The following is a 22,001-nucleotide window of genomic DNA, read 5'->3' on the forward strand; positions in this document are numbered from 1 at the left end:
TACCGCAACATCGCCCCCGTGGTGATGACCTTGATCGCGAGCCCGGCCCAGGCGACGGTCGGGCGGTGGCCGGGGCCGGGGCCGGGGCAGGTGGGGGCGGGGCAGGTGGGGGTTAGAGCAGTTCGAGGATGGTGGCGTTGGCCATGCCGCCGCCCTCGCACATGGTCTGCAGGCCGTACCGGATGTCGTTGTCCCGCATGTGCTGGAGCAGCGTCGTCATGATCCGGGCACCGGACGCGCCGAGCGGGTGGCCCAGCGCGATCGCGCCGCCGCGCGGGTTGAGCCGCTCCGGGTCGGCCTCGGTCTCGGCCAGCCAGGCCAGCGGCACCGGGGCGAACGCCTCGTTCACCTCGTACACACCGATCTCCTCGATGCCCAGGCCGGCGCGGCGCAGCGCCTTCGCGGTGGCCGGGATGGGGGCGGTGAGCATGGTGACCGGGTCGTCGGCGGCGACCACGGCGGTGTGCACCCGGGCCAGCGGGCGCAGGCCGTGCCGGCTGGCCCACTCGCTGGTGGTGACGGCGAGCGCGGCGGCCCCGTCGGAGATCTGCGACGCGGACCCGGCGGTGACCACGCCGTCGGCGCGGAACGGGGTCTTCAGCCCGCCGAGCACCGAGAGTGAGGTGTCCCGGCGGATGCCCTCGTCGGCGGTGAAGGTGCCGCCGTCGGCCAGCGGCACCGGGGCAAGCTCCGGGTCGAACACCCCGGCGTCCTGCGCGGCGGCGGCCTTCTCGTGGCTGGCCAGCGCGAACTCGTCGAGCTGACTACGGGAGAAGCGCCAGCGGGCGGCGATCAGCTCGGCACCGACCCCCTGGTTGAACGGCAGTGGCTGGTCGTCGGCGAAGCCCTCGACGCCCCGGTAACGCTCGCGGAGCCGGGCGCTGAACGGCATGCCGTCGCCGACGCTGGACCCCATCGGCACCCGGGTCATCGACTCGACACCACCGGCCACCACCAGGTCGGCCTGACCGGAGAGCACCGTCGCGGCGGCGAAGTGCAGGGCCTGCTGGCTGGAGCCGCACTGCCGGTCGAGGGTGGTGCCGGGCACCGACTCGGGCCAGCCGGCGGCGAGCACGCCGTTGCGGGCGATGTTCCAGGACTGCTCGCCGACCTGGGACACACAACCCCAGATCACGTCGTCGACCTGACCGGGATCGATGCCGGTCCGGTCGGCGAGGGCGCGCAGCACGTGTGCCGAGAGGTCGACCGGGTGGACCTCGGCCAGGCCACCCTTGCGTCGCCCGACGGGGGTACGCACCGCACCGACGATGACTGCGTCACTCATGACTACTCCCCGGTAACTTCGGCTGCGTCGATCCTACGTCGTCGACGCCAGGGTGGGCCGGCCGACGCGGGCCGGCCGTCGACGCGAGGGTAAGCCGGTCGGGGCTGGCATGCTGAGGTGATGCATCCACCCTCGTCTCCGGCCCGCCAGTGGCGGGTCCCCCCGGCGGTCCCGGCGGTGAAGCTGGCCGGCGCGGTCGGGCTGGCCGCCCTCGGGCTGCTGCTCGCCGACGGCGACCCGGTCCCGCTGGCGCTGGCCGTCGCCGCCGCCGTGGGCCTGGTCGGCTGGGCGGTACGCGACCTGGTCGCCCCGGTCCGCCTCGCGGTCGATGCCGGCGGCGTCACCGTCGTCCGGGGGTACGCCGGGCGGCGGCACCTGCCGTGGGACGCGGTGGAGACGGTCACCGTGGACCGGCGCAGCCGGTTCGGGTTGACCGGGGAGACCCTGGAGATCGACGCGGGCGAGAGCCTGCACCTGCTCGGCCGGGCCGACCTGGGCGCGTCGCCGACCGAGGTGGCCGAGGAGGTCCTGGCCGCCCGCCCCTGATCAGCCGAGCAGCATCACGGTGCGGACGATCACCAGGCCGAGCAGCGCCACCACGATGACCGCCGTGCCGGCCGCCTGGAAGACCGAACGTCGCATCCGGGGGGCGTACGCCAGCACCAGCGCCATCAGCGCCCCGACCACGAGCCCGCCGACGTGGCCCGGGATGGAGATGCCCGGCACGGTGAAGGTGAAGATCAGGTTGATCACCAGGATCGGCAGGATCGCCGAGGTGTCCCGGCCGAGCCGGCGCATCAGCACGAAGACCGCCGCGAACAGTCCGAAGATCGCCGTCGAGGCACCGGCCGACGCGGTGTTGGGGCTGCTGAACAGGTATGCCGCGACGTTGCCGCCGAGCCCGGCCACCAGATAGAGGGTGAGGAAGCGCAGCGGCCCGAGCAGGGCCTCCAACTCCCGCCCCAGCACCCAGAGCGCCCACATGTTGAGCAGCAGGTGCACCACGCCGTAGTGCAGGAACATCGCGGTGACCAGCCGGTACCACTCACCGGAGGCGACGCCGTGCGCCTCCCCGAACGGCACGTACGAGGCGTAGCTGAGCACCGAACCCCATTGGGTCAGCGGGGTGCCGCCACCGAGCAGGCCGCCGAAGCCGGACCCGCCGATCATCGAGTCGCCGCCCCGGTCGCTGAGCACCGAGACGATCATCACCAGCACGTTCAGGGCGATCAGGACGCGGGTGACCAGGCCGCGACGGCCGGCGGCACCGCCACCGAAGGCGGTACGCGCCGGCCGTACGCTGCGGCGTCCCTCGTTCACGCACTCCGGGCACTGGTGGCCGACCGGGGCGTCCCGCATGCACTCCGGACAGATCGGCCGGTCGCAGCGGGAGCACCTGAGGTACGTCTCCCGGTCGGAGTGGCGGTAGCAGACCGGGGCGGTCGGCACCGACCCGCCGGTGGCGTCGCCGGCCGGCCCGGAGCGTTCAGTCATGCGTGCAAAGGTACCTCGCGGACGCGATCAGGCCTCGGTGCGCTCGATCTCGACCCGCTCGATCACCACGTCCTGCAGCGGCCGGTCACTCGGACCGGTCGGGGTGTTCGCGATGGAGTCCACCACCTTCGCCGACTGCTCGTCGGCCACCTGGCCGAAGATGGTGTGCCGGTTGTTCAGGTGCGGGGTCGCCCCGACGGTGATGAAGAACTGCGACCCGTTGGTGCCCGGCCCGGCGTTCGCCATCGCCAGCAGGTACGGCCGGTCGAAGCGCAGCTCCGGGTGGAACTCGTCGGCGAACGTGTAGCCCGGACCACCCCGGCCGGTGCCGGTCGGGTCGCCCATCTGGACCATGAAACCGCTGATCACCCGGTGCGAGATGGTGCCGTCGTAGTACGGCCCGTTGCCCGGCTGACCGGTGCGGGGATCGGTGTATTCCTTGTTGCCCTCGGCCAGGTCGACGAAGTTACGAACCGTCTTCGGAGCGTGATTACCGAAGAGCTCCAGCCGGATCGGGCCAGCGTTGGTGTGCAAGGTGGCGTAGACAGCCTCGGCCACGGGTACTCCTCACTCGTTGGTCAGTTCCATGCGGATCCTCCCATGTGCCCCATCTGGCAGTGCGGAGGCATCCGTTGGTGGAGGATGACGAAGGAACAACTCCCAGGAGGTGGGACCGTGTTTGGAATCGGGCGGCGCAAGACCCAGGGGCAGCTGGCAAAGGTGGAGCTGCACCAGGGCATCGGTCACCTGAGGCAGGCCGCCACGCATGCGGCGAAGGGTGCCGGGGCCACTGTCGGCCCGCGGGTCCAGGCGGCCCGGGGCGCGGTCGCGCCGACCGCGGTCGTGGTGCGGGACCGGGCTTCCAGTGGCCTCGCGTCGACGGTCGCGGCCCTCGCCCCGGTGGCCCTGGCGGTGCGCAACGCCCAGGCCGATGCTGCCGGTAAGGCGGTGGCCGGCAAGAAGGCCGCCGCCGCTAAGCAGGCCGCGGTGAGCAAGAAGATCAAGGCGAAGACCCCGAAGGCCCGGAAGAAGAAGCGCACCTCGCGCGGCATGCTCGCCGGTCTGCTGGTCGCCGGCACGGTGGCCGGGGTGGCCGGGGCGATGGCCGTACGTCGCCGTCGCGAGCAGCAGGAGTGGGCCGAGTACGACCCGACCCGGGGCATCGAGACCGCCCCGGTCAGCCGGACCACCCCCGGGTTCGACACCCCCGCCGTACCGGCCGGCACCGGCATCGACGCTCCCCGCGACGAGGTCGACGTCCTGGTGGTGGAGACCCCGTCGGCCGACGGGTCCACGCCGACCGGCTCGGCCACGCCGCCCGCCACCGGTGTGGGCAGTTCCACCGTGGCTGCCGCCACCTCGCCCGGCAAGCCGGTGATCCACCCGAACGACAAGGTTCCCTCGGTCGCCGAGGGTGCCACCGACGTCTCCGGCCGGCCGGCCGACGACCTCGGCAAGGCGCTCGGCGCCGGAAAGGCCGGGGCCCAGCACGGCACCCGTCGCTGACCCCCCGCACCTCGCCGGCGGCGCGGTGACGACCCCCCGGTCGTCCCGCGCCGCAGCCGCGCCCAGATCCGTCCGCCGCCGGTCCGGCCGGAACCCGCGATTCACGGCCCACGGCCCGGCCGCCTGCGGCCACGGCGACGCCCGACCCCCACGTCAGGGCGGGGAGATCAGGGTTCTCCCCGACCGGTCCGGGCTCACCCGGCGGGCCGCCGGCTCCTACAGTGCTCGTTATGCCGCCGACCAACGACCCGGAGCTCACAGGCCCGGAGCCCGACAGTGCTCCGTCGTCCGGGCCCCACGACCAGCTCGTCGAGCGACCGGTCGAGCACGACCGGGCGCTCTCGCGGCGACGTGTCCTCTCCGGCGCCGCCGCCGCGCTGGCCGGCGCGGGAGTGACACTGACCGGCGAGTTCGGGTACGCCGAGGCCACCGCCGACAGCAAGCTGCCGGTCTACGGCGGGTACGCGGCCACCGTGCACGCCGACCGGAGCACCCCGCCCCGGTCGTCCCGGGTCGACGTGGTGTGGAGCGTGGACACCACCCGGCGGTTGATCGCGCTCACCTTCGACGACGGTCCGGCCCCGAACTGGACCCCCCGGGTGCTGTCGATCCTCGCCCAGACCGACACCCCGGCCACCTTCTTCATGGTCGGCCGCCGCGCCCGTGAGTACGGCCGGCTGGTGGCACACCGATTGGCCGGTCACGAGGTCGGCAACCACACCTGGGCCCACCGGGACCTGGCAAAGATGACCTACGAGCAGGCGTGCACCGCGATCGGTCGGGCGCACAACGAGCTGACCCGGCTCTGCGGGCGGGAGCCGACCCTGCTCCGCCCGCCCTACGGGCACCTTTCCGGCAGCACCCTGCTGGCCGCCAACGACCTGGGCTACCAGGTGGTCCTCTGGAACCGGCAGATGCTCGAATCCCGGTTCACCCAGAATCCGGACGGCCTGGTCGACTACATCGTCGAATCCTGTGACCCGGGCACGATCCTGCTCGCCCACGACACCGGGCCGGTGGACCGGCTGGTCGCGATCCGGGGGTTGGCCGCGATGATCGCCGGTCTACGGCGGCGGGGCTTCGAGTTCGTCACCGTCTCCGAGCTGATGGCGGCGGCGGCCCCGGCCACCGCCCCGGCCCACTGACCGGGACCCCGCACAGACCCGACCCGGGCGGTCAGAGCCAGCCGTTGCGGCGGAACCACCGGTACAGCGCCAGCGAGATGGCGAGCATCAGCGCGAGCACGCCCGGATAGCCGTACGTCCATTTCAGCTCGGGCATGTTCTCGAAGTTCATGCCGTAGACCCCGGCGAACGCGGTCCAGACCGCCGCGATGCCGGCCCAGGCGGCGATCTTGCGCATGTCGTTGTTCTGGTCGACGGTGACCTGCGCCAGCCGGGCCTGGAGGATCGAGTTGAGCAGGTCGTCGTAGGAGTTGACCTGCTCGACGGTGCGGCTGAGGTGGTCCTGCACGTCGCGGAAGTAGCGCCGCACCTCCTGCGGCACCTCCCGGTGCACCTGCGCGGTCAGCGTCATCAGCGGCCGTTGCAGTGGGATCACCGCCCGCTTGAACTCCACCAACTCCCGCTTCATCTGATAGATCCGCTGGATCCGCCCGCTGCTCTGCCGGTCGAAGACGTCCGCCTCCAGCACGTCGAGGTCGTCCTCCAGCTGGTCGGCCACCTCCAGGTAGAGGTCCACCACCCGGTCGGTGATCGCGTACGCCACCGCCCACGGCCCGTGCCGCAGCAGGTCCCGCTTGGCCTCCAGGTCGGCCCGTACCGGGGCCAGCCGGCAGGCGTCCCCGTGCCGGACGCTGATCAGGAAGTTCGGGCCGATGAAGAGCATCACCTGGCCGGTCTCGACCACCTCGGAGGTCTCGGTCAGCTCGGTGTGCTCGCAGTACCGAGCGGTACGCAGGACCAGGAAGCTGACCTCGCCGAAGCGCTCCAGCTTGGGCCGCTGCTGGGCCTTCACCGCGTCCTCGACGGCCAGCTCGTGCAGCCCGTACGTCGCGGCGATGGCGGTCATCTCGGCCAGTCCCGGTTCGTGCAGGCCGAGCCAGACGAACCCGTCGCGTTCGTCGCGCGCGGCGGCCAGCGCCTCGGCGTACTGCCACTGGCCGGGGCGGCGTTCGCCGTCGACGTAGAGGCCGCAGTCGACCACGCCGCTGCGGCCGGGGCCGGTGGGCGCGGGGGTCCGGGGGGAGCCGTCGGCGTTGAGAATGCGGGACATCGCCCGGACCGGGGACACCCAGGCCCGGGGGTTGAGCACCCGACCGCCGTGGGGTGTCGCCGGCCGCTCCCGTTCCGCCCGGTCCGTCATGGCGTTCCCCCTCCCGGGTGTGCTGCTGCGGCTTGCAGGCTACGCCGCCGCCGGGCCGGCAGCCCTCGGACGATCGGCGGCCCCTGCGGCGGGACGGGCAGCGGAAGGCACGACGGCCGTGATCCTGGTCACGTGGGAACCCGACCGAGGGCCAGGCGGTCGACGGGGAGCCGACCGGGTGGTGGCACCGGGCGGGTCGGGCCGCGTTCAGGGGGTGAGGGGACGACCCGACCCACCCGGCACCGTTGGGGGGCGGGGATAAAGCTGCGGCGTCACCGACCGCCCGGCGGCAGTGGCCCTGAGCGGGTCACCGGCCAGACGTGAGTAACGCTCGCAGCATTGTGGGTCGTCGGACCGGCCGAGGGGAGCCCTCGACCGGCCCAGGTCGCGCTTCTGTCAGAAACCCGACAGATTCTCAGCCGCGGACGGCCGCCACCGCCTCCGACAGCCGACGGACGCCCTCGTCGATCCGGTCCGCCGTCACCGCGGAGAAGGCCAGCCGCAGCGCGTGCCGCCCACCGTCGACCATGAAGTCGCTGCCCTTGACCACCGCGACGCCCCGCTCGGCGGCGGCCGGAGCCAACCGGTCCACGTCCACGTCGTCCGGGAACTCCACCCAGAGGAAGTAGCCGCCGTCCGGCTCGACGAAGGTGACCTCCGGCAGGTGCCGGCGCAGCGACTCGGCCAGCACCCCGGCCCGCTCGCCCAGCGCCGACGACACCGTGGCGATGGACCGCTGGATGTCACCCGAGACGCAGAACTGGTGCACGATCGCCTGCGCCACCATGCCCGGCGAGATGTAGAGGCTGGTCGCCGACTTGGCGATGTCCGCGATCAGGCTCGCCGGCCCGACCAGGTAACCGACCCGGACCCCGGGGCAGACGGTCTTGGTGAAGCTGGACGCGTGCACCACCACGCCCCGGGTGTCCATCGACAGCATCGACGGCAGCGGCTCGCCCCGGAACCGGATGTCGGCGTAGGGGTCGTCCTCGAAGATGGTGAAGCCGTACTCGGCGGCGAGGTCGAGCAGCTCCCGGCGCTTGTCCAGGGAGAGCGTCACGCCGGCCGGGTTCTGGTAGTTCGGGATCACGTGGGCCAGTCGGGGGCGTACCCCGGACTCCAGCAGCTTGCGCAGCTCGGCGGTGTCCAGGCCGTCCGGCTCGATGCCCACGCCGTGGATCTCGCCGCCCATCCGCTGGAGGTTGAGCAGGGTCCGGTCGTACGTCGGACGTTCCACCACCACGGCGTCGCCGCGCCGGACCAGGTGGTCGAAGAGGAACGCGTCGGCCTGGAGCGAGCCGTTGGTGACCAGCACCTGATCCGCCTCGACGCCGTGCTTCTCGGCGATCCACTTCCGCAAGGGTGGGTAACCGACGGAGGTGCCGTAGGCGGTGACCCCGGCGGGGTCGGCGTCGAAGGCACGGACGGCGGCGGCCTTGAGCCCCTCGACATCCACGATGTCCAGCGAGGGCGCGCCACGGGCGAACGAGATCAGCTGCTCGGCGGTCATGCGCACGAGCCTAGGGCCTGGCCGGGCCGCTCCGGCCGGGATACACGCCGAGTTCAACATGCGGGCACGACCGTCGGCCCCGGCGCGCTGGCGGCGGTCCAGCTCGGCGGCCTCCTGAAGGTGCGGCCGGTGCGCCGGGCAGGGTGGGCCGAACCGGTCGACTCCGGTGCAGGTCGGGACGGGACCGGACATCGGCGCGGGCGGTCGGCGCTCGCTACTGTCGAAGTGTGCCCACCGAGCCCCTCCGCTGCGCCGGCGCGTTGATCGTGGACGATGGCGTCGAGCTGGCACCGCACCGGTTCACCGGGCTGGTCGCCCCGGCGGTCGAGCGGGCGTTCGTGGCCGGGATGTTCGCCGGCCACGACGGTGGCGGCGCCGAGCTGAGCCAGCGGTACGGCGGGCCGGCCGCCACCGGTTTCCTGGTGGAGTTCCGCACCCGGCTCGCCGTGCCGGGCGGCACCGTCGACCGGGCGGGCTTCGCGGCGGTCAACCGCTACCGGGACCCGGCCACCTGCCAGCGGGCGCTGGACAAGCAGATCGCGCACGGCATGATCGCCCGCCAGCCGGACGGCGGGCTCACCGCCACCGAGCGGGGCGTCGACTTCCTCGCCGAGCTGTACCAGGTGCACGCCGAGGTGACCGAGGAGCTGTGGGCCGGGCACGACGACCGGGTGCACCGGCTGGTCGAGGCGTACGGCCGGGTGCTGGCGTACGCGGTGCTGCTCGCCGGGGAGCCGGAGGCCGAACCCGGGCCGGCGTTCGCCGCGATGGCCCCGCCGTACGAGCCGGACGGCATCCCGTCGGGGGTGTTGCTGCTCAACCGACTCGGCACGCTGCGGTACCACCGGGCGGACGCGCACGCCGCCGCGTGGACCGCCGCCGGGCACACCGCCATCAGCGTCGGGGAGCTGCCCGACGGGCCGGAACGGCGGGCCATCGAGCTGGAGACGGACCGTCGGGCGGCCGGCCCGTATTCGACGCTGACCGCGGACGAGCGGCTGGGCGTGCTCGCCGACCTGGCCGCCCTGCCCGGCTGAACCCCGCCCGGCCCGGCTGCGCTCCCGAATGCCCGCTGAACTCCCGCACTGCCGGCTGACTCCCCCGCCCGCCCGACCCGCGCTCCCCGGCTGAACTCCCGGTTGGCGGCGGCTGCCCGGTGACGCACGGCTATCCTCCACGGTGACCTGGAACGGTGACCTGGAACGGTGACCTGGAGTCGTACGAGGGAGGCCCCGCATGATCGGGATGGTGCTCGCGGCCGGTGCGGGGCGCCGACTGCGCCCGTACACCGACACCCTGCCCAAGGCGTTGGTGCCGGTGGACGGTGAGACCACCATCCTGGACATCGCGCTGCGCAACCTGGCCGAGGTGGGGCTCACCGAGATCGTGATCGTGGTCGGCTACGCCGCCGACGCGGTCGTGCAGCGGCAGTCGGCCCTGGAGGAGAAGTACGGCGTCACCCTCACCCTGGTGCACAACGACAAGGCCGAGGAGTGGAACAACGCCTACTCGCTGTGGCTGGCCCGGGAGCACTTCGCCCGGGGCGTGCTGCTGGTCAACGGCGACACCGTGCACCCGGTGAGCGTGGAGAAGACCCTGCTGGCCGAGCGCGGTCCGGGCATCCTGCTCGCCGTCGACACCCTCAAGACGCTGGCCGACGAGGAGATGAAGACCACCTTCGACGCCGCCGGCCAGCTCACCCGGATCACCAAGCTGATGGACCCGGGCGAGGCGTACGGGGAGTACATCGGCGCGACGCTGATCGAGCCGCAGGTGGCCGGGGCGCTCGCCGACGCGCTGGAGGCGACCTGGCGGCGGGACCCGAACCTCTACTACGAGGACGGCTACCAGGAGTTCGCCGACCGGGGTGGCGAGGTGCGGGCCGCGCCGATCGGGGACGTCTCCTGGGTCGAGGTCGACAACCACGACGACCTGACCCGGGCGCGGGAGATCGCGTGCCGCTACTAGCCCGTACCATCCTGACCCCGCTGCACATCGACGTGCGGCGCGGGGCGGTCGCCGACCTGGCCGCGATCCTCGCCGACGGGCGGATCTCCGCCGGCGGCGACGTGGCGGTGGTGGTCGGCCCCGGGCAGGGCGGGCAGATCGCCGAGCTGATCCGGCCCTCGCTGCGCTCGGCGGACGTGTTCACCGTGGCCGGCGGCACCCTCGACGCCGCCGACGAGCTGGGCGGCAAGCTCCGCGAGCGGTCGTACGACGCGGTGGTCGGCATCGGCGGCGGCAAGACCATCGACGTGGCGAAGTACGCGGCCACCCGGCGCGGGCTGCCGATGGTGACCATGGCGACCAGCCTCGCCAACGACGGCATCGCCTCCCCGGTGGCCAGCCTGATCAACGGCGGCATCAAGGGCTCCTACGGGGTGCACATCCCGATCGCGGTGATCGTCGACCTCGACTTCGTGGCGGCCGGCCCGGACCAGCACAACCGGGCCGGCATCGGCGACGTGATCAGCAACATCAGCGCCCTGGCCGACTGGGAACTGGCCCGCCAGGTACGCGGCGAACCGGTCGACGGCCTGGCCGCCTCGCTGGCCCGGATGGGCGCGGAGGCGGTGCTCGCGCACGGCGGCGACATGACCGACGACGCGTTCGTCACGGTGCTGGCCGAGGCGCTGATCTCCAGCGGCCTGGCGATGGCGGTCTGCGGCAGCAGCCGACCGGCCAGCGGCGGCTGCCACGAGATCATGCACGCCATCGACGCCCTCTTCCCGGGCACCTCGTCGCACGGCGAGCTGGCCGGGCTCGGCGCGCTGTTCTGCACCTACCTGCGCGGCGACCAGCGGCGCTTCGCGGAGATGTCGGCCTGCCTGGGCCGGCACCGGCTGCCCCGGCTGCCCGCCGACGTGGGGCTGACCGACGAGCAGTTCGTCGAGGCGGTGCAGTTCGCCCCGGCCACCCGCCCCGACCGGTACACCATCCTGGAGCACCTGGCCATGTCGGTTACCGAGACGCGGGAGCGGCTGGCAGACTACGCCGGTGCACTCCGCGACCACAGTGGCTGAACCCCGTCCCACCGTTGCCGACTTCCACCGGGTGAACCGGGGCGGCGGCCTGTTCAGCGAGTCGGTCAGCCAGTGGCTGGGTGCCGTCTTCGCCCTGGTCGCCCAGCGCCTCGGGCTGCGCCCGACCGCGCTGACCATCACCAACCTGGTGCTCGGCCTGGCCGCCTCGGTGACCGTAGTGGCGCTCGCCGGCCGGGTCGCCGCCGGCACCGTGCCGGCGTGGGTGGTCGGGCTGGTCGCGCTGGTCGGCTGGCAGGTCGCGTACGCCCTCGACTGCGCCGACGGGCAGCTCGCCCGGGTGACCGGCCAGGGCAGCGCGGCGGGGGCCCGGGTCGACGTGCTCTGCGACGTGGCCGCCCAGATCGCCCTGGTCGCCGCGTTGTCGGCCACCGCCGTGGCGCAGCGCCCGAGCACCCCGACCTGGCTGATCGCCACCTTCGCCGGCACCTGGATGGTCAACCTGGTGACCTCGGTGATGCAGGCCGGCCCCAACGCGGCCAGCATGGTCACCTCGACCTCGCTGCCGGTACGCCTGGTCAAGCTGGTCCGCGACTACGGCGCGGTGATCTTCGTGGCCGGGCTGGTGCTGATGGTCGTGCCCGCGCTGGTGTTCTGGGTGATCGTGGCGTTCACGATCGTGAACGGCGGATTCCTGCTGGCCAGCATCGCCTTCTCCGCCCGCGCCTCGCTGTAGAGGGGAATGGGCGGTCACCAACTTGTGCCGGGATCGTTCTTCAGGTGGCAATAAGACGCATCAGAGGGGGTCTGCTGCACTGATAGGTGACAGTTTCAGTCACGCGGCCTGACTGGCCCGTGGGACCATGATGGTCAAGGCCAACCAGCCGACGTTGTTCGCCCCACTGACGCGGCTGCCGTGGGCAGATGTGCCGGTCGGGGACCAACACCGCGACGCCGGGCACGGCTGTCGTGAGACCCGGACCGTCAAGGCGTTGACCGTGCAGACTTCCCGATGGTATCGGCTTCCCCCACGCCCAGCAGGCCGTCCGGATCACCCGTACTCGCACGGCGGCCGGCAAGCGCACACGGGAGGCCGTCTATCTGGTGGCGTCACTACCCGACGCCGAGATCCTGATCGGATAAACTGCTGTCACTTAAGCGGGTCGATCGACGAGAGATTGGCCTATCGGTCACGGTTCACCTCTCGCGGACCTACCCGAAGAAGGGCGATCGCGCCGGCCAATAGGAGGATGAACGCTGTGACGGAAGCTGAGTAGTCATGGTCCACCCGCACAGGCCAGTCCCACGCGAAACCGGTGTTGACGGGGCTGCCGATGGTCATGGCGGTCATCGCCGACGCGACCGGAAGTAGCCAAGAGAGGCGAGCCCCCATGAGCGCTGCCGAAACCAGGGCGAGCCCGGTGAACCCGACGAGGTTGCGGACAGATGCCGTCATGCCGATCGGGCCGTTCAGATGCTGGGTCATGCCGATCGTCCCGAGCAGCGCGACTGATCCAAGAGCAGCGGCTTGCGCTGTCCGGTACCAGGCCAGTGCGCGAACGGCAGAACCGTCGATCTCGGGGGAAGGCGTGCGCAACGACACGCCGATAGCCACCGAGGAGACGAGCGGCAGAAAGACGACCCAGGGAACAGCAAGCTCGGTGTAGGAACTCGTCCGGAATTCCGATGCACCGACGACGAGGCCGGCGGCTTGGGCGACTATCACCGCCGCCGCGGCGGCAAGCACGCGGCGGCTACGAAGATACAGCAATATTCCGATCACCGATCACCCTCACCGGTAAAGACGTTGTCACTCAGCCGGCATGCCTGGATTGAAGCGTAGTTCCTGGCGAACCAGGCCCGACGACCGGCCTCGCCGATTTTGGTGAACCAGGTGAGTCGGGCGACTGCGGCGTCATCACCAAAGAACTGTCTCATATCGTTGCTCAGCCACGCACGAACGATTTCGATGTTGGCAAAACTGCTGCCGTTGGCCGCCTGGCGGCCAACGCAGGCGAAGCCCCCAATTCCGATACCGTCCAGATATTCGGAAACCGCACCGCGCATATCCGCCTCGGAGAGGCTGTCGAGGGCGAAGCGATTTGCGCCCGGTCGGGGCTGCATGGCCACGTCTCGCGGGAGTTGCTCGACCCGGACGAAGTCGGCAGGGGTTCCCTGAACCTTCTCGTGAAGTTCGACAAAAATTGTCGTCAACCGCGGAAGCCCATCGCCGAAAGCCGGGTGAATGCAAATCTGAGGCGTGGTCCGGGAACAGCGGTAGGCTATCTTCTCAGGCTCGCCCAGAATACGCCCATGCTGACGAAGCACCACACCAGCGGATACTGATGCAACAATGAGGGCCGCGATCATCGTCAGCAGTGGGGCTGTTCGTAGACCCCCCTTGAGCACGATAGCCAGTATTCCCGCAGCGAGCGCGATGAGCGCGAGATACCACAGCCCCTGTCCGACAATGAGCAGATTGTTCATCGGGCGGAAGATACTGACTTGCTGCATGGTGACCGGCGACAGGTAGGACCAGGGGGTTCCAGCGTGCCGAAGATTCCAGGCGAAGTACAGGTAGGAAATTAGGGCGACCGTCGGCGGGGTCCACACCCTGGGGAATAGTCGACCGCACAGGTAACCGACCGTTGCGATGAGAACGAGAGCGATCAGCCCGACCGAGAGCCAGACGAGATTCGGCGCGCCCGCAGTGGCGCCCAGGGCAGTCTTTACGCCGAGAACCACCGCTACCGTGACGTAGGAGGCGGCAGCGACGAGCACGATGGTTGCCCACTCCAGTGCCGGCGCGGCCAGCACGCCCCGGGCCGCACCCATACGCAGGTACGCCGCATTCCTACGGTGCTCGCGCGTCGCAATCCAGGCTGCCAGTCCGGCGATTAGTGGGCCGGACAGCATCGATGCGCCGACCATTGCCGAGGTCATGTTCAACCATATGTTGGTTGACGGCCACAGCCACTGAACGGCGAGCGCGCAGTGGGCGAAAATAACAATGGGAAACGCCAGCAGGGCGACGCTGTGCCGCAGTTCGTGCCGGAAGGCGATCACGGCGTCGGCCGCCCGCCCGCGCTCAGCACCGCGCTATAGCCGCGCTCCAGGACCGTGTCGCCGATCGCGTCGTCGTGCGACTTAGCACTCAGCTCGTCGGCGGAGCCGTCGAAAGAGATTTGCCCGTCGCTGAGTACCAGCACCCGGTCGGCAACGTGCTGGACCTCGTCCACAAGGTGCGTACTGACCAGAAAGCTCGTCTGATCGCTCAGAACGCGGATGAGCGCCCTGAACTCGATCCGCTGCTGGGGGTCGAGACCAACTGTTGGCTCGTCGAGGATAACCAATTCGGGCGAGTGAACCACCGCTTGTGCGATACCGACGCGCCGGAGCATTCCACCGGACAGGGTCCGCATGGTCTGTGATGCACGGTCCTCCAGACCTACTCGACTCAGCGCCTCACGGGAGAGCTTCACGATATACTTGTTGGGAACGGCCTTCAACCAGGCGCAGTACTCCACGAACTCCTGTGCCGTGAATCCAGGAAAAAAGCCAAAGAACTGCGGCAGGTATCCCGTCCGGCGACGAATATCACGAATCTCCGCCGCACGTGTGGCCGACGCTCCAACAACCGACAACGCCCCTGCCGCCGGCTTCCTGATCGTAGCGATCATCTCGAGAAGCGTCGTCTTGCCGGCACCGTTCGGACCCAGCAGAACGGAGACACCTTTGGGGACGGAGAAACTAAGGTCTCTGATTACCCAGTTCTTCCCGTACCGCTGCCCGAGCCGGTTACCTTCGACTATGACGCTCAACACTCTTCCCTACTTCTAGCCGACGTGGCAAGGCCGCCGGCAGCCCCCACCTCGCGGCGGGGGCCTGGCCCGCGAGGTGGGTTGCTGCTAGCGCACATAGGAGACGATTCTCGCACGTCATCCCGCCTGAACAGATCGGTAATCATGTAGATGACGCTTCTGAACGCGTAGCGGGGCCGAGCGCCGGAGGCGGAAACCACCGGCAGCCTTCGGCCCCCCTCTCCTTGGCTGAGCGGCTTGTCGGCCCGCGCATCACGCGGGCGATGACCGCTTCGACATGAAGCGGATGACGGCTCAGGCGGACATTGCCGATCGCCTCTGGGCGTCACGGCTACGCGTCGCCCGCTCATGCTGCGGCAATGGGCAACATGAGAGCGACACGCAGGCCCCCGGCAGAGACGACTTCGCCAAGAAGCTGCGGACACTCAGAGGGCGGGAGTCACGGTCTTCTTGCGGCCGACCCCTTCCGTAGCATCGACGCATGTCGTACTGTGAGGCTCCTGGGCAAGCGCTTTCCTGCTGGTGGCGGTTCGCTGACGAGCGCCCCGTCAGGGTGGGTCCTTGTCCGCCACCACCCCCGTCCCTTGAGCCATTCGGAGGACCACGTGAGCACACGTGAGAACGGCGCGACGCCACGCCACCGGCGGTGGCGACTCGCCCTGGTGCCGCTCGCCACCGTCGGCCTGGTCGCCGCCGGCCTGGCCGTGACCCAGACCGGCGCCCAGGCCGCCACCTGGCCCACGGCCAAGAGCACCACCACCGTGACCAGCACCCAGTCGGTCAGCGGCACCAAGGACTACGGCCTGGTGCGCTTCAAGGCCGGCGGCGCGATGGGCGACGGCGGCCAGAGCGAGAGCCAGAAGCCAATCCTCGAACTGGCCGACGGCGCGACGATCAAGAACGTGATCATCGGTTCGCCGGCCGCCGACGGCATCCACTGCAAGGGCACCTGCACGCTGATCAACGTGTGGTGGGAGGACGTCGGCGAGGACGCCGCCACCTTCAGGGGCGGCTCGTCGGCGAACTACACGGTCGACGGCGGTGGTGCCCGGTCCGCCTCGGACAAGGTGTTCCAGCACAACGGCGGCGGCAAGCTGACCATCAAGAACTTCGACGTCAGCAACTTCGGCAAGCTGTACCGGTCGTGCGGCAACTGCTCGACCCAGTACAAGCGGACCGTCGTCATCCAGAACGTCACGGTGACCGCCCCCGGCAAGTCGCTCGCCGGCATCAACACCAACTACGGCGACACCGCGACCTTCTCGGGCATCACCATCTATGGCGACAGCAGCCGGAAGATCTCCATCTGCGACCGCTACACGGGCAACAGCTCCGGTGCCGAACCCGTCAAGACCGGCAGCGGCCCCGACGGCACGTACTGCAAGTACACGTCGTCGAACATCGTCTACAGGTAGAGCCGGCTGCAAGTAGGGTCCGGCATCGACGTTCGGCCACAGCCGAGGCGGGCCGCGCACGCACCCAGGTGGGCGTGCGCGGCCCGTCGCCGTCGCTAGCACCGACGCCCCAGCGAGCGGGCCGCCAGCTTGTCGCCCACGAGAACAGGGCAGGTCACAGCTGCGGAAGGTGTGACGGAAGACGAATGACAGTTGGCCGTGACATGCGGACGCCTGGACGTCAGAGGTGCGAGAATAGGCGACGTTCCAAGACGCAGGAGGTGAGCCGTGATGTCGAGCAGCGCCGAGCAGATGCCTGAATGGCCGACCGCTGAGCACGTACCGGCCGAGGAGATGGCCCGTCGCCAGGGTGTCCGGCCAATCGCCTCCGTCGACGACCTCGCACGACCGGGCCTATTCGAGTCCGACGACGAGCTGGACGACTTTCTCGCTGATCTGTATGCCTCCCGCCGGGCCAGCGCCGCGTGAGCCTGGTAGTCCTGGACACCGACGTCGCGTCGGCCATTCTGCGCGGCCGGCTACACGACAGGCTCCGCACCCGACTGGTCGGTAAGACCCTGTGCATCACATTCGTCACGCTCGGGGAGCTGACCAAGTGGACTGCGCTGAGGAGTTGGGGGCCACGCAAGCTGGCCGACCTCGCGCAGTGGCGATCCGGTGTGGTGCTGCTCCCCTTCGACGAGGCGGTGGCGACGACCTGGGGTCATCTTCAGGCTCGGGCGCAACATCGCGGGCGGCCCCGGCCGACGAATGACTCCTGGATCGCGGCGTGCTGTCTCGTCGATCGGCTGCCGCTGGCGACCTTCAATGACAAGGACTACGCCGACTTCGCCGAGTACGACGGCCTCCGGCTCTTCGACGTCTCCTAGCTTCCGGTGCGGAAGCGGGATGTCCGTCAAACCGGGTCGGGCCCAGATGCGCCTTGGGCGTCTTCGACCGCCGCACCCACCTTGATCGACTCAGTTGGGGCGAAGTTGGGGTGTCGGCCGCGACGGGATACCGCTACTTCGGCCCACAGGCTTGCCGCTCAGCTCTCGGGCGGCGGTTCGTCCGCACACAGCGTGCCCCGGCTCCCGAGACGGGAGCCGGGGCAGGTCACTGCCGCAGTGGGTACGAGGGCAGCATCAGTTGCTCTTGAGGGAGTCGACGAAGGCGCGCCAGCCCTGGGCGTCGAAGGCCAGGGCAGGGCCGGACCTGTCCTTGCTGTCCCGGACGGCCACCCCGCTGCGCAGGTCAGCCACCTCGACACACGCGCCGCCGTTGCCGTCGCTGCGGGTGGACTTCCGCCACACCGCGCCGGTGAGGTCCGGGTTCGACATGTCAGCCTCTACTTCATCTCGCCTGCAATCCGCAGGATGAGCCTGCGGGACTCCACTGGCCCCAAGGCCGCAGCCCGGAGACGGTCCCAGTGCCGATTGTAGGCCCGGAGCGCCTCGGGGCTGTCGAGGTAATCCGCGTCCGTGAACGTCTCCAGGTAGACGACGTCCGAGGCGACTTCCTCCCCGAATCGGAGGAGGATGAAGCTGAACGAGGAAACGACATACGTCTCGGCATCCAGCGGAAACACCTGGATCGTGACGTTCGGGCGGTCGGCAAGCGCAGCGAGCTGGGACAGCTGATCCCGCATCGTCGCCCGGTCGCCGAGGTTTCGCCGGAGGGCCGACTCGCTGAGGATGAAGTTCAGTTCCGGCCCGTCCGGGCGGTCGATGACCTTCTGTCGTTCGAGGCGCACCTCGACCTGCCGCTCCACGTCATCTCTGTCGATGATCGCCCGGATGTAGGGCTCGGTCTGGAGGATGCCGGGGATGACCTCGGACTGGTACCAGCGGATCTCCGCCGCGTCCGCCTCCAGGTCGAGGTACTGCCGGAACCAGTCCGGCACCACATTGCGGTACCCGCTCCACCGCCCACGCTGCCTGCCGGCGCGGGCGAGTTCCCGTAGCGGTTCGGCCTCCTCGGCCGACACGCCGTAGAAGTCGAGCAGCAGCTTCAGGTCCGTCAGCCGGATGCCGGACTGACCCAGCTCCATCCGGCTGACCTTGCTCGATGCGGAGTCGATGACCTCCGCCGCCTCGTCCTGACTCTTGCCGGCCGCCTCGCGGGCTCGTCGGAGGGCGTTGCCGAGGCGACGTCGCTGGATCGTCGGGGTGACCATCCGGCGAGTATCCCGCCCTTCCCGCCCACGCTCCGGCGACACGCCGTGGGTTCCCAAATCAGGGATCAGCTCCTAGCATCTGTTTTTAGGTTCCTAAATTAGGGAACCAGAGACAATCTCGGGAGATCCCCATGGCTCAGCATGCGAAGAAGCCGTCACGCTCCAACCTGCTGGCGAGGTGCTGGCCGTTCGGGCGGCGGCGGGTGAACCCGCTCGACCGTCTCCGCCCGGCGACGAACCATGCGGAACGCGTCGCGGCGTACCGGGTGATAGGGGTGGCGCGGGTGCCCCACCTGCCGGAACGGCCGCTGCTGACGCTGGCGGGGGAATACCGGGCGGGGTGCTGGTCGTGACGGCCCGGCGCGGGCCCGACCACGAGGACCGGGGCGAGCAGATCCAGGCGGCGGAGCGCGAGGCGGCGCGGCAACGGATACTCGCCCAGGCCGAGGCGGAGCGGATACCGGCCGAGGAGACCACCCGGGCGGTGCCGGACCGGCGGTGGCGTCGTGGACAGCAGTGAGTTGCTGCCGGTCGGCCGGCGGGTGGCGTACTGGCGGGGGCGGCGGAAACTGTCGCAGCAGGTGTTCGCCGATCGGCTCGGCCGGTCGAAGTCGTGGGTCGACAAGGTCGAGCGGGGCGTCCGGTCACTCGACAAGGTGTCGACGTTGCGGGACATCGCCGCCGTGCTGCGGATCGACACCGCCGTGCTGCTCGGCCGGGACACGCAACCCGCCACGACGACCGCCCGGATCGAGGGGGTGGAACGGATTCGGGAGGCCCTGTCGGCGTACGACATCGCGCTCGGTCGAGCGGCGACCCGACCGGCGCTGCCGGCCGACCGGGTGGTGCGGGACGTCGGGCACGCCTGGGTGCAGTTCCAGCATGCCCGGTACCCGCAGGTGACCGCCGTCCTGCCCGGTCTGCTGGCCGGCGTGCAGCGGGTCGCCGCCGACGATCACGAGCGGAGCCGCCCGCTGCTGGTGGAGGTGTACCGGCTCGCCGCAGCGCTGCTGGTGAAGCTCGGCGAGGCCGACCTGGGCTGGCTGGCCGCCGATCGGGCCATGGCCACCGGGGCCGGCGATCCCCTGCTGGTGGCCGCCGCCACGGTGCAGCTCGGCCAGGTGTTCCGCGCCTCGGGACGGGCCCGGGCGGCGCAGTCGGCGGCGCTCGCTGGCGCGTACCGGATCGCCCTGCTCGGACCCGGCGATGGTGGCCCTGGTGAGTTGTCGTTGTGCGGGGCGCTGCTGGTGCAGGCCGCGCTGGGGGCGGCCCGCCTGGGTGACGACCGGGCCACCGCCGACCTCCTCGACGAGGCCGCCGGAATGGCCGCGCAGGTCGGTGAGGGCCACGACCACCACCGGACCGCGTTCGGGCCGACGGCGGTCGACCTCGCCCGGACCGCCGCCGCCCTTGAGTTGGGGCACGCGGGTGAGGCGGTGGCCTGGCACGAGCAGACGACCCGGCGGGACGCCTGGCGGTGGCTGCCGCTGGAGCACCGGGCGGCGCACCTGGTCGATGCGGCCCGCGCCTACCTCCAGGCCGACGACCCGACCAACGCCGGCCGGGTGCTGGCCGACGCCGACCGGATGGCACCCGCCGAGGTACGCCACCGGCCCGCCGCCCGGGAAGTGCTCGCCCAGGTGGCCCGCGCCCCACACGCCCCGGCCACGATCGTCACGCTCGCCGCCGCCCTCGGGGCGACCTGACCATGACCGCGCCGCACCTGTCGCTGGCGCAGATCCGCAACCGGCTGATCCTCACCGCCCGCGCGGTCCTCCGCGACCACCGCACCGACCCGACCGGTCACTGCCGGGTCTGCCGGATTCCGGACTGCCGGCTGTCGCCCGCCGCCCGCAACGTCCTCGACGCCGCCGCTGCCTGCCTGCCTGCCGCCCGGCAAGCCTTACCACCGGGCGTGAAACGCCGCCGCACCGGAGCACCTCACCGCCCATCGTCCTCGCGGGCGGCCAGCAGGAGTTCGAGAGGCGACACCTGCGGCGGTACGTCGGGCCCCGCACCACGGCCGAGACGACTTGCCCACAAGCGGTATGCCGCGCTGGCATAAATATGCCAGCGCGGCATACCACTCCGATCAGATGTCTCGGTCGACCCGCGACACGCCCGGCCGTCCTTCCCGGCAGCAATCCAGCGCGGAGATCTTGGAGCGAAACGGCCCCTATGAGGGCCATTCTTTTCCAAGATCTCTGCGAGGTCTGCCGCTGGCGGCAACAGGGTCAGTGGGGGCGGGTGAGGGCGGCGTAGATGGCGAGGTGCCGCTTGAGGACCACGTCGGGATGGAACGTCTGCTCGTACCGCAGCCGGGCCGGGGCGGAGAGCAGCGCGGCACCGGCCCGCGCGACCGGGAGCGCGGCGGCCAGGGCCCCTGGGTCCGGCGGGACCACCCAGCCGGCGGTGCCGCCGAGCAGGCCGGCCGGGATCGCCGGCGGACCGACCGGCGGCGGGGCGTGACCCGCGACGGCCGAGGCGACAGCGGCCGGGCCGGTGCCGGCGGGCTCGTGCGGGGCGTCCGCACCCACCAGGTACGGGATGCCGCCGAGCGCGGTGCCGAGGACCGGCCGCCCGCTGGCCAACGCCTCGATGATCACGGTGGGCAGCACGTCGTGCCACATCGAGGCGGCGATCACCACGGCACTCGCCTCGACGGCGGCGCGTACCCCGGCCCGGTCGAGTTGGCCCAGGTAGACGACGTCGGCGCGCTCGGCGGCGGCGGCCTCGACCAGCGGGCGCAACTCGCCGTCACCGGCCACCCGCAACGTGCCGAGGCTGCCCACCGGGTGCCGCCGCCAGGCGTCCAGCAGCAGGTCGACGCCCTTCTCCGGGGTCAGCCGGGCCAGGAAGAGGAAACCGTCGCCGAGCGGCGTGGGGGCACCCGGGTCGGGCACCGCGTTGGGCTTGACCACGATCCGCTCGGCCGGAATGCCGTAGTCGGTCAGGTGGTCGGCGATGGCCGAGGTGAGCGCGATGAACCGGTCCACCGAGCGCCAGGTGCCCCGGTGCACGGCCAGGGTGGCCGCCATCAGCGCGCTCTGCGCCCGCGAATCCCGGTAGCAGCGGTGCACGATCGACGGCACCGCCAACGCCCGACCCTTGCAGTCCTGGCAGATCACGCCGTCGCGGAAATAGATCCCCGACGAGCAGACCTGCCGGTAGTTGTGCACCGTCTGCACCACCGGCACCCCGTGCTTGTGCGCGGTCCGCACCACCCAGGGCGAGAGCAGCGGGTACGGGTTGTGCAGGTGCAGCACGTCCGGCCGGTGCTCGGTGAGCAGCCGGGACAGGTCCTGCTGGGCGCGCGGGGCATAGATCGGTGAGATCGGCAGCAGCACCTTGGCCGACTTCGGCATCGACGGGATCTCGTCCGAGCTGCGGATGAACGGCAACACCTCGACCCCAGCGGCGGTGAGCTGCCCGATCTCCGAGTCCACCATCGTGTTCTCACCCGACGGCTGGGCTTCCCGGTACCGGTTGTGCGCCACCACGATTCTCAC

At 70.8% G+C, this 22,001-nt stretch carries 24 protein-coding genes; 13 read left to right on the forward strand and 11 right to left on the reverse strand.

What is annotated here, in order from left to right; translation table 11 throughout:
- Positions 1–112: 112 nt before the first annotated feature.
- The gene (locus GA0070216_RS20940) at positions 113–1,285 is read right to left on the reverse strand and encodes a thiolase family protein (RefSeq protein WP_091248704.1); all 1,173 of its coding nucleotides are present in this window, start codon (positions 1,283–1,285) and stop codon (positions 113–115) included.
- Between the two features lie 120 nt (positions 1,286–1,405).
- Here GA0070216_RS20940 and GA0070216_RS20945 point away from each other — a divergent pair, with 120 nt between their 5' ends.
- Complete coding sequence (locus GA0070216_RS20945; RefSeq protein ID WP_091249292.1) at positions 1,406–1,831, forward strand: PH domain-containing protein; 426 nt, start codon at positions 1,406–1,408, stop codon at positions 1,829–1,831.
- Here GA0070216_RS20945 and GA0070216_RS20950 read toward each other — a convergent pair whose 3' ends face one another.
- Together GA0070216_RS20950 and GA0070216_RS20955 are read right to left on the reverse strand one after the other, a co-directional pair.
- Positions 1,832–2,779: a rhomboid family intramembrane serine protease gene (locus tag GA0070216_RS20950; protein WP_091248707.1), complete on the reverse strand. Its 948-nt coding sequence runs from the start codon at positions 2,777–2,779 to the stop codon at positions 1,832–1,834.
- Positions 2,780–2,806: 27 nt separating this feature from the next.
- The gene (locus GA0070216_RS20955; RefSeq protein ID WP_091248712.1) at positions 2,807–3,337 is read right to left on the reverse strand and encodes a peptidylprolyl isomerase; all 531 of its coding nucleotides are present in this window, start codon (positions 3,335–3,337) and stop codon (positions 2,807–2,809) included.
- An 84-nt stretch (positions 3,338–3,421) separates the two neighbouring features.
- On the opposite strand from GA0070216_RS20955, the gene GA0070216_RS20960 reads away from it, so the two are divergent.
- On the forward strand, positions 3,422–4,285 hold the full coding sequence (locus GA0070216_RS20960; RefSeq protein WP_091248715.1) for a hypothetical protein: 864 nt from the start codon (positions 3,422–3,424) through the stop codon (positions 4,283–4,285).
- Positions 4,286–4,515: 230 nt separating this feature from the next.
- Positions 4,516–5,430 carry a polysaccharide deacetylase family protein gene (locus GA0070216_RS20965; protein WP_091248816.1) on the forward strand — a complete coding sequence of 305 codons (915 nt, stop codon included), beginning with the start codon at positions 4,516–4,518 and terminating at the stop codon, positions 5,428–5,430.
- A gap of 31 nt (positions 5,431–5,461) precedes the next feature.
- Here GA0070216_RS20965 and corA read toward each other — a convergent pair whose 3' ends face one another.
- Together corA and GA0070216_RS20975 are read right to left on the reverse strand one after the other, a co-directional pair.
- A complete protein-coding gene (corA, locus tag GA0070216_RS20970; protein ID WP_091248818.1) occupies positions 5,462–6,610 on the reverse strand; it encodes a magnesium/cobalt transporter CorA in 1,149 nt (382 codons plus the stop codon).
- Positions 6,611–7,025: 415 nt separating this feature from the next.
- Positions 7,026–8,120 carry an aminotransferase-like domain-containing protein gene (locus GA0070216_RS20975; RefSeq protein WP_091248821.1) on the reverse strand — a complete coding sequence of 365 codons (1,095 nt, stop codon included), beginning with the start codon at positions 8,118–8,120 and terminating at the stop codon, positions 7,026–7,028.
- Between the two features lie 227 nt (positions 8,121–8,347).
- Between GA0070216_RS20975 and GA0070216_RS20980 the strand changes: the two genes are divergently transcribed.
- The 4 genes from GA0070216_RS20980 (at position 8,348) to GA0070216_RS20995 (ending at position 11,837) form a co-directional block, all read left to right on the forward strand.
- Positions 8,348–9,157, forward strand: coding sequence for a helix-turn-helix domain-containing protein (locus GA0070216_RS20980; protein WP_245722620.1), 810 nt, complete (start codon positions 8,348–8,350; stop codon positions 9,155–9,157).
- A 199-nt stretch (positions 9,158–9,356) separates the two neighbouring features.
- Entirely contained in the window at positions 9,357–10,088 is a 732-nt protein-coding gene (locus GA0070216_RS20985; RefSeq protein ID WP_091248825.1) for a phosphocholine cytidylyltransferase family protein, read from the forward strand.
- Positions 10,076–11,143, forward strand: a complete 1,068-nt coding sequence (locus tag GA0070216_RS20990; RefSeq protein ID WP_091248829.1) for an iron-containing alcohol dehydrogenase family protein — start codon at positions 10,076–10,078, stop codon at positions 11,141–11,143. The genes GA0070216_RS20985 and GA0070216_RS20990 overlap by 13 nt, the downstream gene beginning before the upstream one ends.
- Positions 11,118–11,837 (forward strand): CDP-alcohol phosphatidyltransferase family protein, encoded by a 720-nt coding sequence (locus GA0070216_RS20995; RefSeq protein WP_091248832.1) that lies wholly within the window; start codon positions 11,118–11,120, stop codon positions 11,835–11,837. The genes GA0070216_RS20990 and GA0070216_RS20995 overlap by 26 nt, the downstream gene beginning before the upstream one ends.
- 447 nt (positions 11,838–12,284) lie before the next feature.
- Here the strand turns inward: GA0070216_RS20995 and GA0070216_RS21005 are convergent, their stop codons facing one another.
- From GA0070216_RS21005 to GA0070216_RS21015, 3 genes are read right to left on the reverse strand one after another with little or no spacing between them, the layout of a single operon-like run.
- Positions 12,285–12,884, reverse strand: coding sequence for a hypothetical protein (locus GA0070216_RS21005; protein WP_091248836.1), 600 nt, complete (start codon positions 12,882–12,884; stop codon positions 12,285–12,287).
- A complete protein-coding gene (locus tag GA0070216_RS21010) occupies positions 12,881–14,167 on the reverse strand; it encodes a hypothetical protein (protein WP_091248839.1) in 1,287 nt (428 codons plus the stop codon). Before GA0070216_RS21010 ends, GA0070216_RS21005 begins: the two co-directional genes overlap by 4 nt.
- Entirely contained in the window at positions 14,164–14,925 is a 762-nt protein-coding gene (locus GA0070216_RS21015; protein WP_425413174.1) for an ABC transporter ATP-binding protein, read from the reverse strand. The genes GA0070216_RS21010 and GA0070216_RS21015 overlap by 4 nt, the downstream gene beginning before the upstream one ends.
- Before the next feature lie 602 nt (positions 14,926–15,527).
- Here GA0070216_RS21015 and GA0070216_RS21020 point away from each other — a divergent pair.
- From GA0070216_RS21020 to GA0070216_RS21030, 3 genes are all read left to right on the forward strand, one after another.
- Positions 15,528–16,337 (forward strand): pectate lyase, encoded by an 810-nt coding sequence (locus tag GA0070216_RS21020; RefSeq protein WP_091248843.1) that lies wholly within the window; start codon positions 15,528–15,530, stop codon positions 16,335–16,337.
- Positions 16,338–16,607: 270 nt separating this feature from the next.
- Complete coding sequence (locus GA0070216_RS21025; RefSeq protein WP_091249301.1) at positions 16,608–16,805, forward strand: hypothetical protein; 198 nt, start codon at positions 16,608–16,610, stop codon at positions 16,803–16,805.
- Entirely contained in the window at positions 16,802–17,206 is a 405-nt protein-coding gene (locus GA0070216_RS21030; protein WP_091248847.1) for a type II toxin-antitoxin system VapC family toxin, read from the forward strand. The genes GA0070216_RS21025 and GA0070216_RS21030 overlap by 4 nt, the downstream gene beginning before the upstream one ends.
- Positions 17,207–17,461: 255 nt before the next feature.
- On the opposite strand, the gene GA0070216_RS21035 is transcribed toward GA0070216_RS21030, so the two are convergent.
- Together GA0070216_RS21035 and GA0070216_RS21040 are read right to left on the reverse strand one after the other, a co-directional pair.
- Positions 17,462–17,656, reverse strand: coding sequence for a DUF397 domain-containing protein (locus tag GA0070216_RS21035; RefSeq protein ID WP_091248851.1), 195 nt, complete (start codon positions 17,654–17,656; stop codon positions 17,462–17,464).
- A gap of 8 nt (positions 17,657–17,664) precedes the next feature.
- Positions 17,665–18,492: a helix-turn-helix domain-containing protein gene (locus tag GA0070216_RS21040; protein WP_091248855.1), complete on the reverse strand. Its 828-nt coding sequence runs from the start codon at positions 18,490–18,492 to the stop codon at positions 17,665–17,667.
- Positions 18,493–18,623: 131 nt separating this feature from the next.
- Between GA0070216_RS21040 and GA0070216_RS33910 the strand changes: the two genes are divergently transcribed.
- The 3 genes from GA0070216_RS33910 to GA0070216_RS21050 are packed head-to-tail and all read left to right on the forward strand — an operon-like array spanning position 18,624 to position 20,198.
- Complete coding sequence (locus GA0070216_RS33910; RefSeq protein WP_141723151.1) at positions 18,624–18,845, forward strand: hypothetical protein; 222 nt, start codon at positions 18,624–18,626, stop codon at positions 18,843–18,845.
- A complete protein-coding gene (locus GA0070216_RS34640; protein ID WP_176739070.1) occupies positions 18,842–19,012 on the forward strand; it encodes a hypothetical protein in 171 nt (56 codons plus the stop codon). The genes GA0070216_RS33910 and GA0070216_RS34640 overlap by 4 nt, the downstream gene beginning before the upstream one ends.
- Positions 18,999–20,198, forward strand: a complete 1,200-nt coding sequence (locus GA0070216_RS21050; protein WP_245722621.1) for a helix-turn-helix domain-containing protein — start codon at positions 18,999–19,001, stop codon at positions 20,196–20,198. The genes GA0070216_RS34640 and GA0070216_RS21050 overlap by 14 nt, the downstream gene beginning before the upstream one ends.
- 528 nt (positions 20,199–20,726) lie before the next feature.
- On the opposite strand, the gene GA0070216_RS21055 is transcribed toward GA0070216_RS21050, so the two are convergent.
- On the reverse strand, positions 20,727–22,001 hold the full coding sequence (locus GA0070216_RS21055; RefSeq protein WP_091248864.1) for a glycosyltransferase family 4 protein: 1,275 nt from the start codon (positions 21,999–22,001) through the stop codon (positions 20,727–20,729).

The organism is Micromonospora matsumotoense (assembly GCF_900091525.1).
GTDB classification, from domain to species: domain Bacteria; phylum Actinomycetota; class Actinomycetes; order Mycobacteriales; family Micromonosporaceae; genus Micromonospora; species Micromonospora matsumotoensis.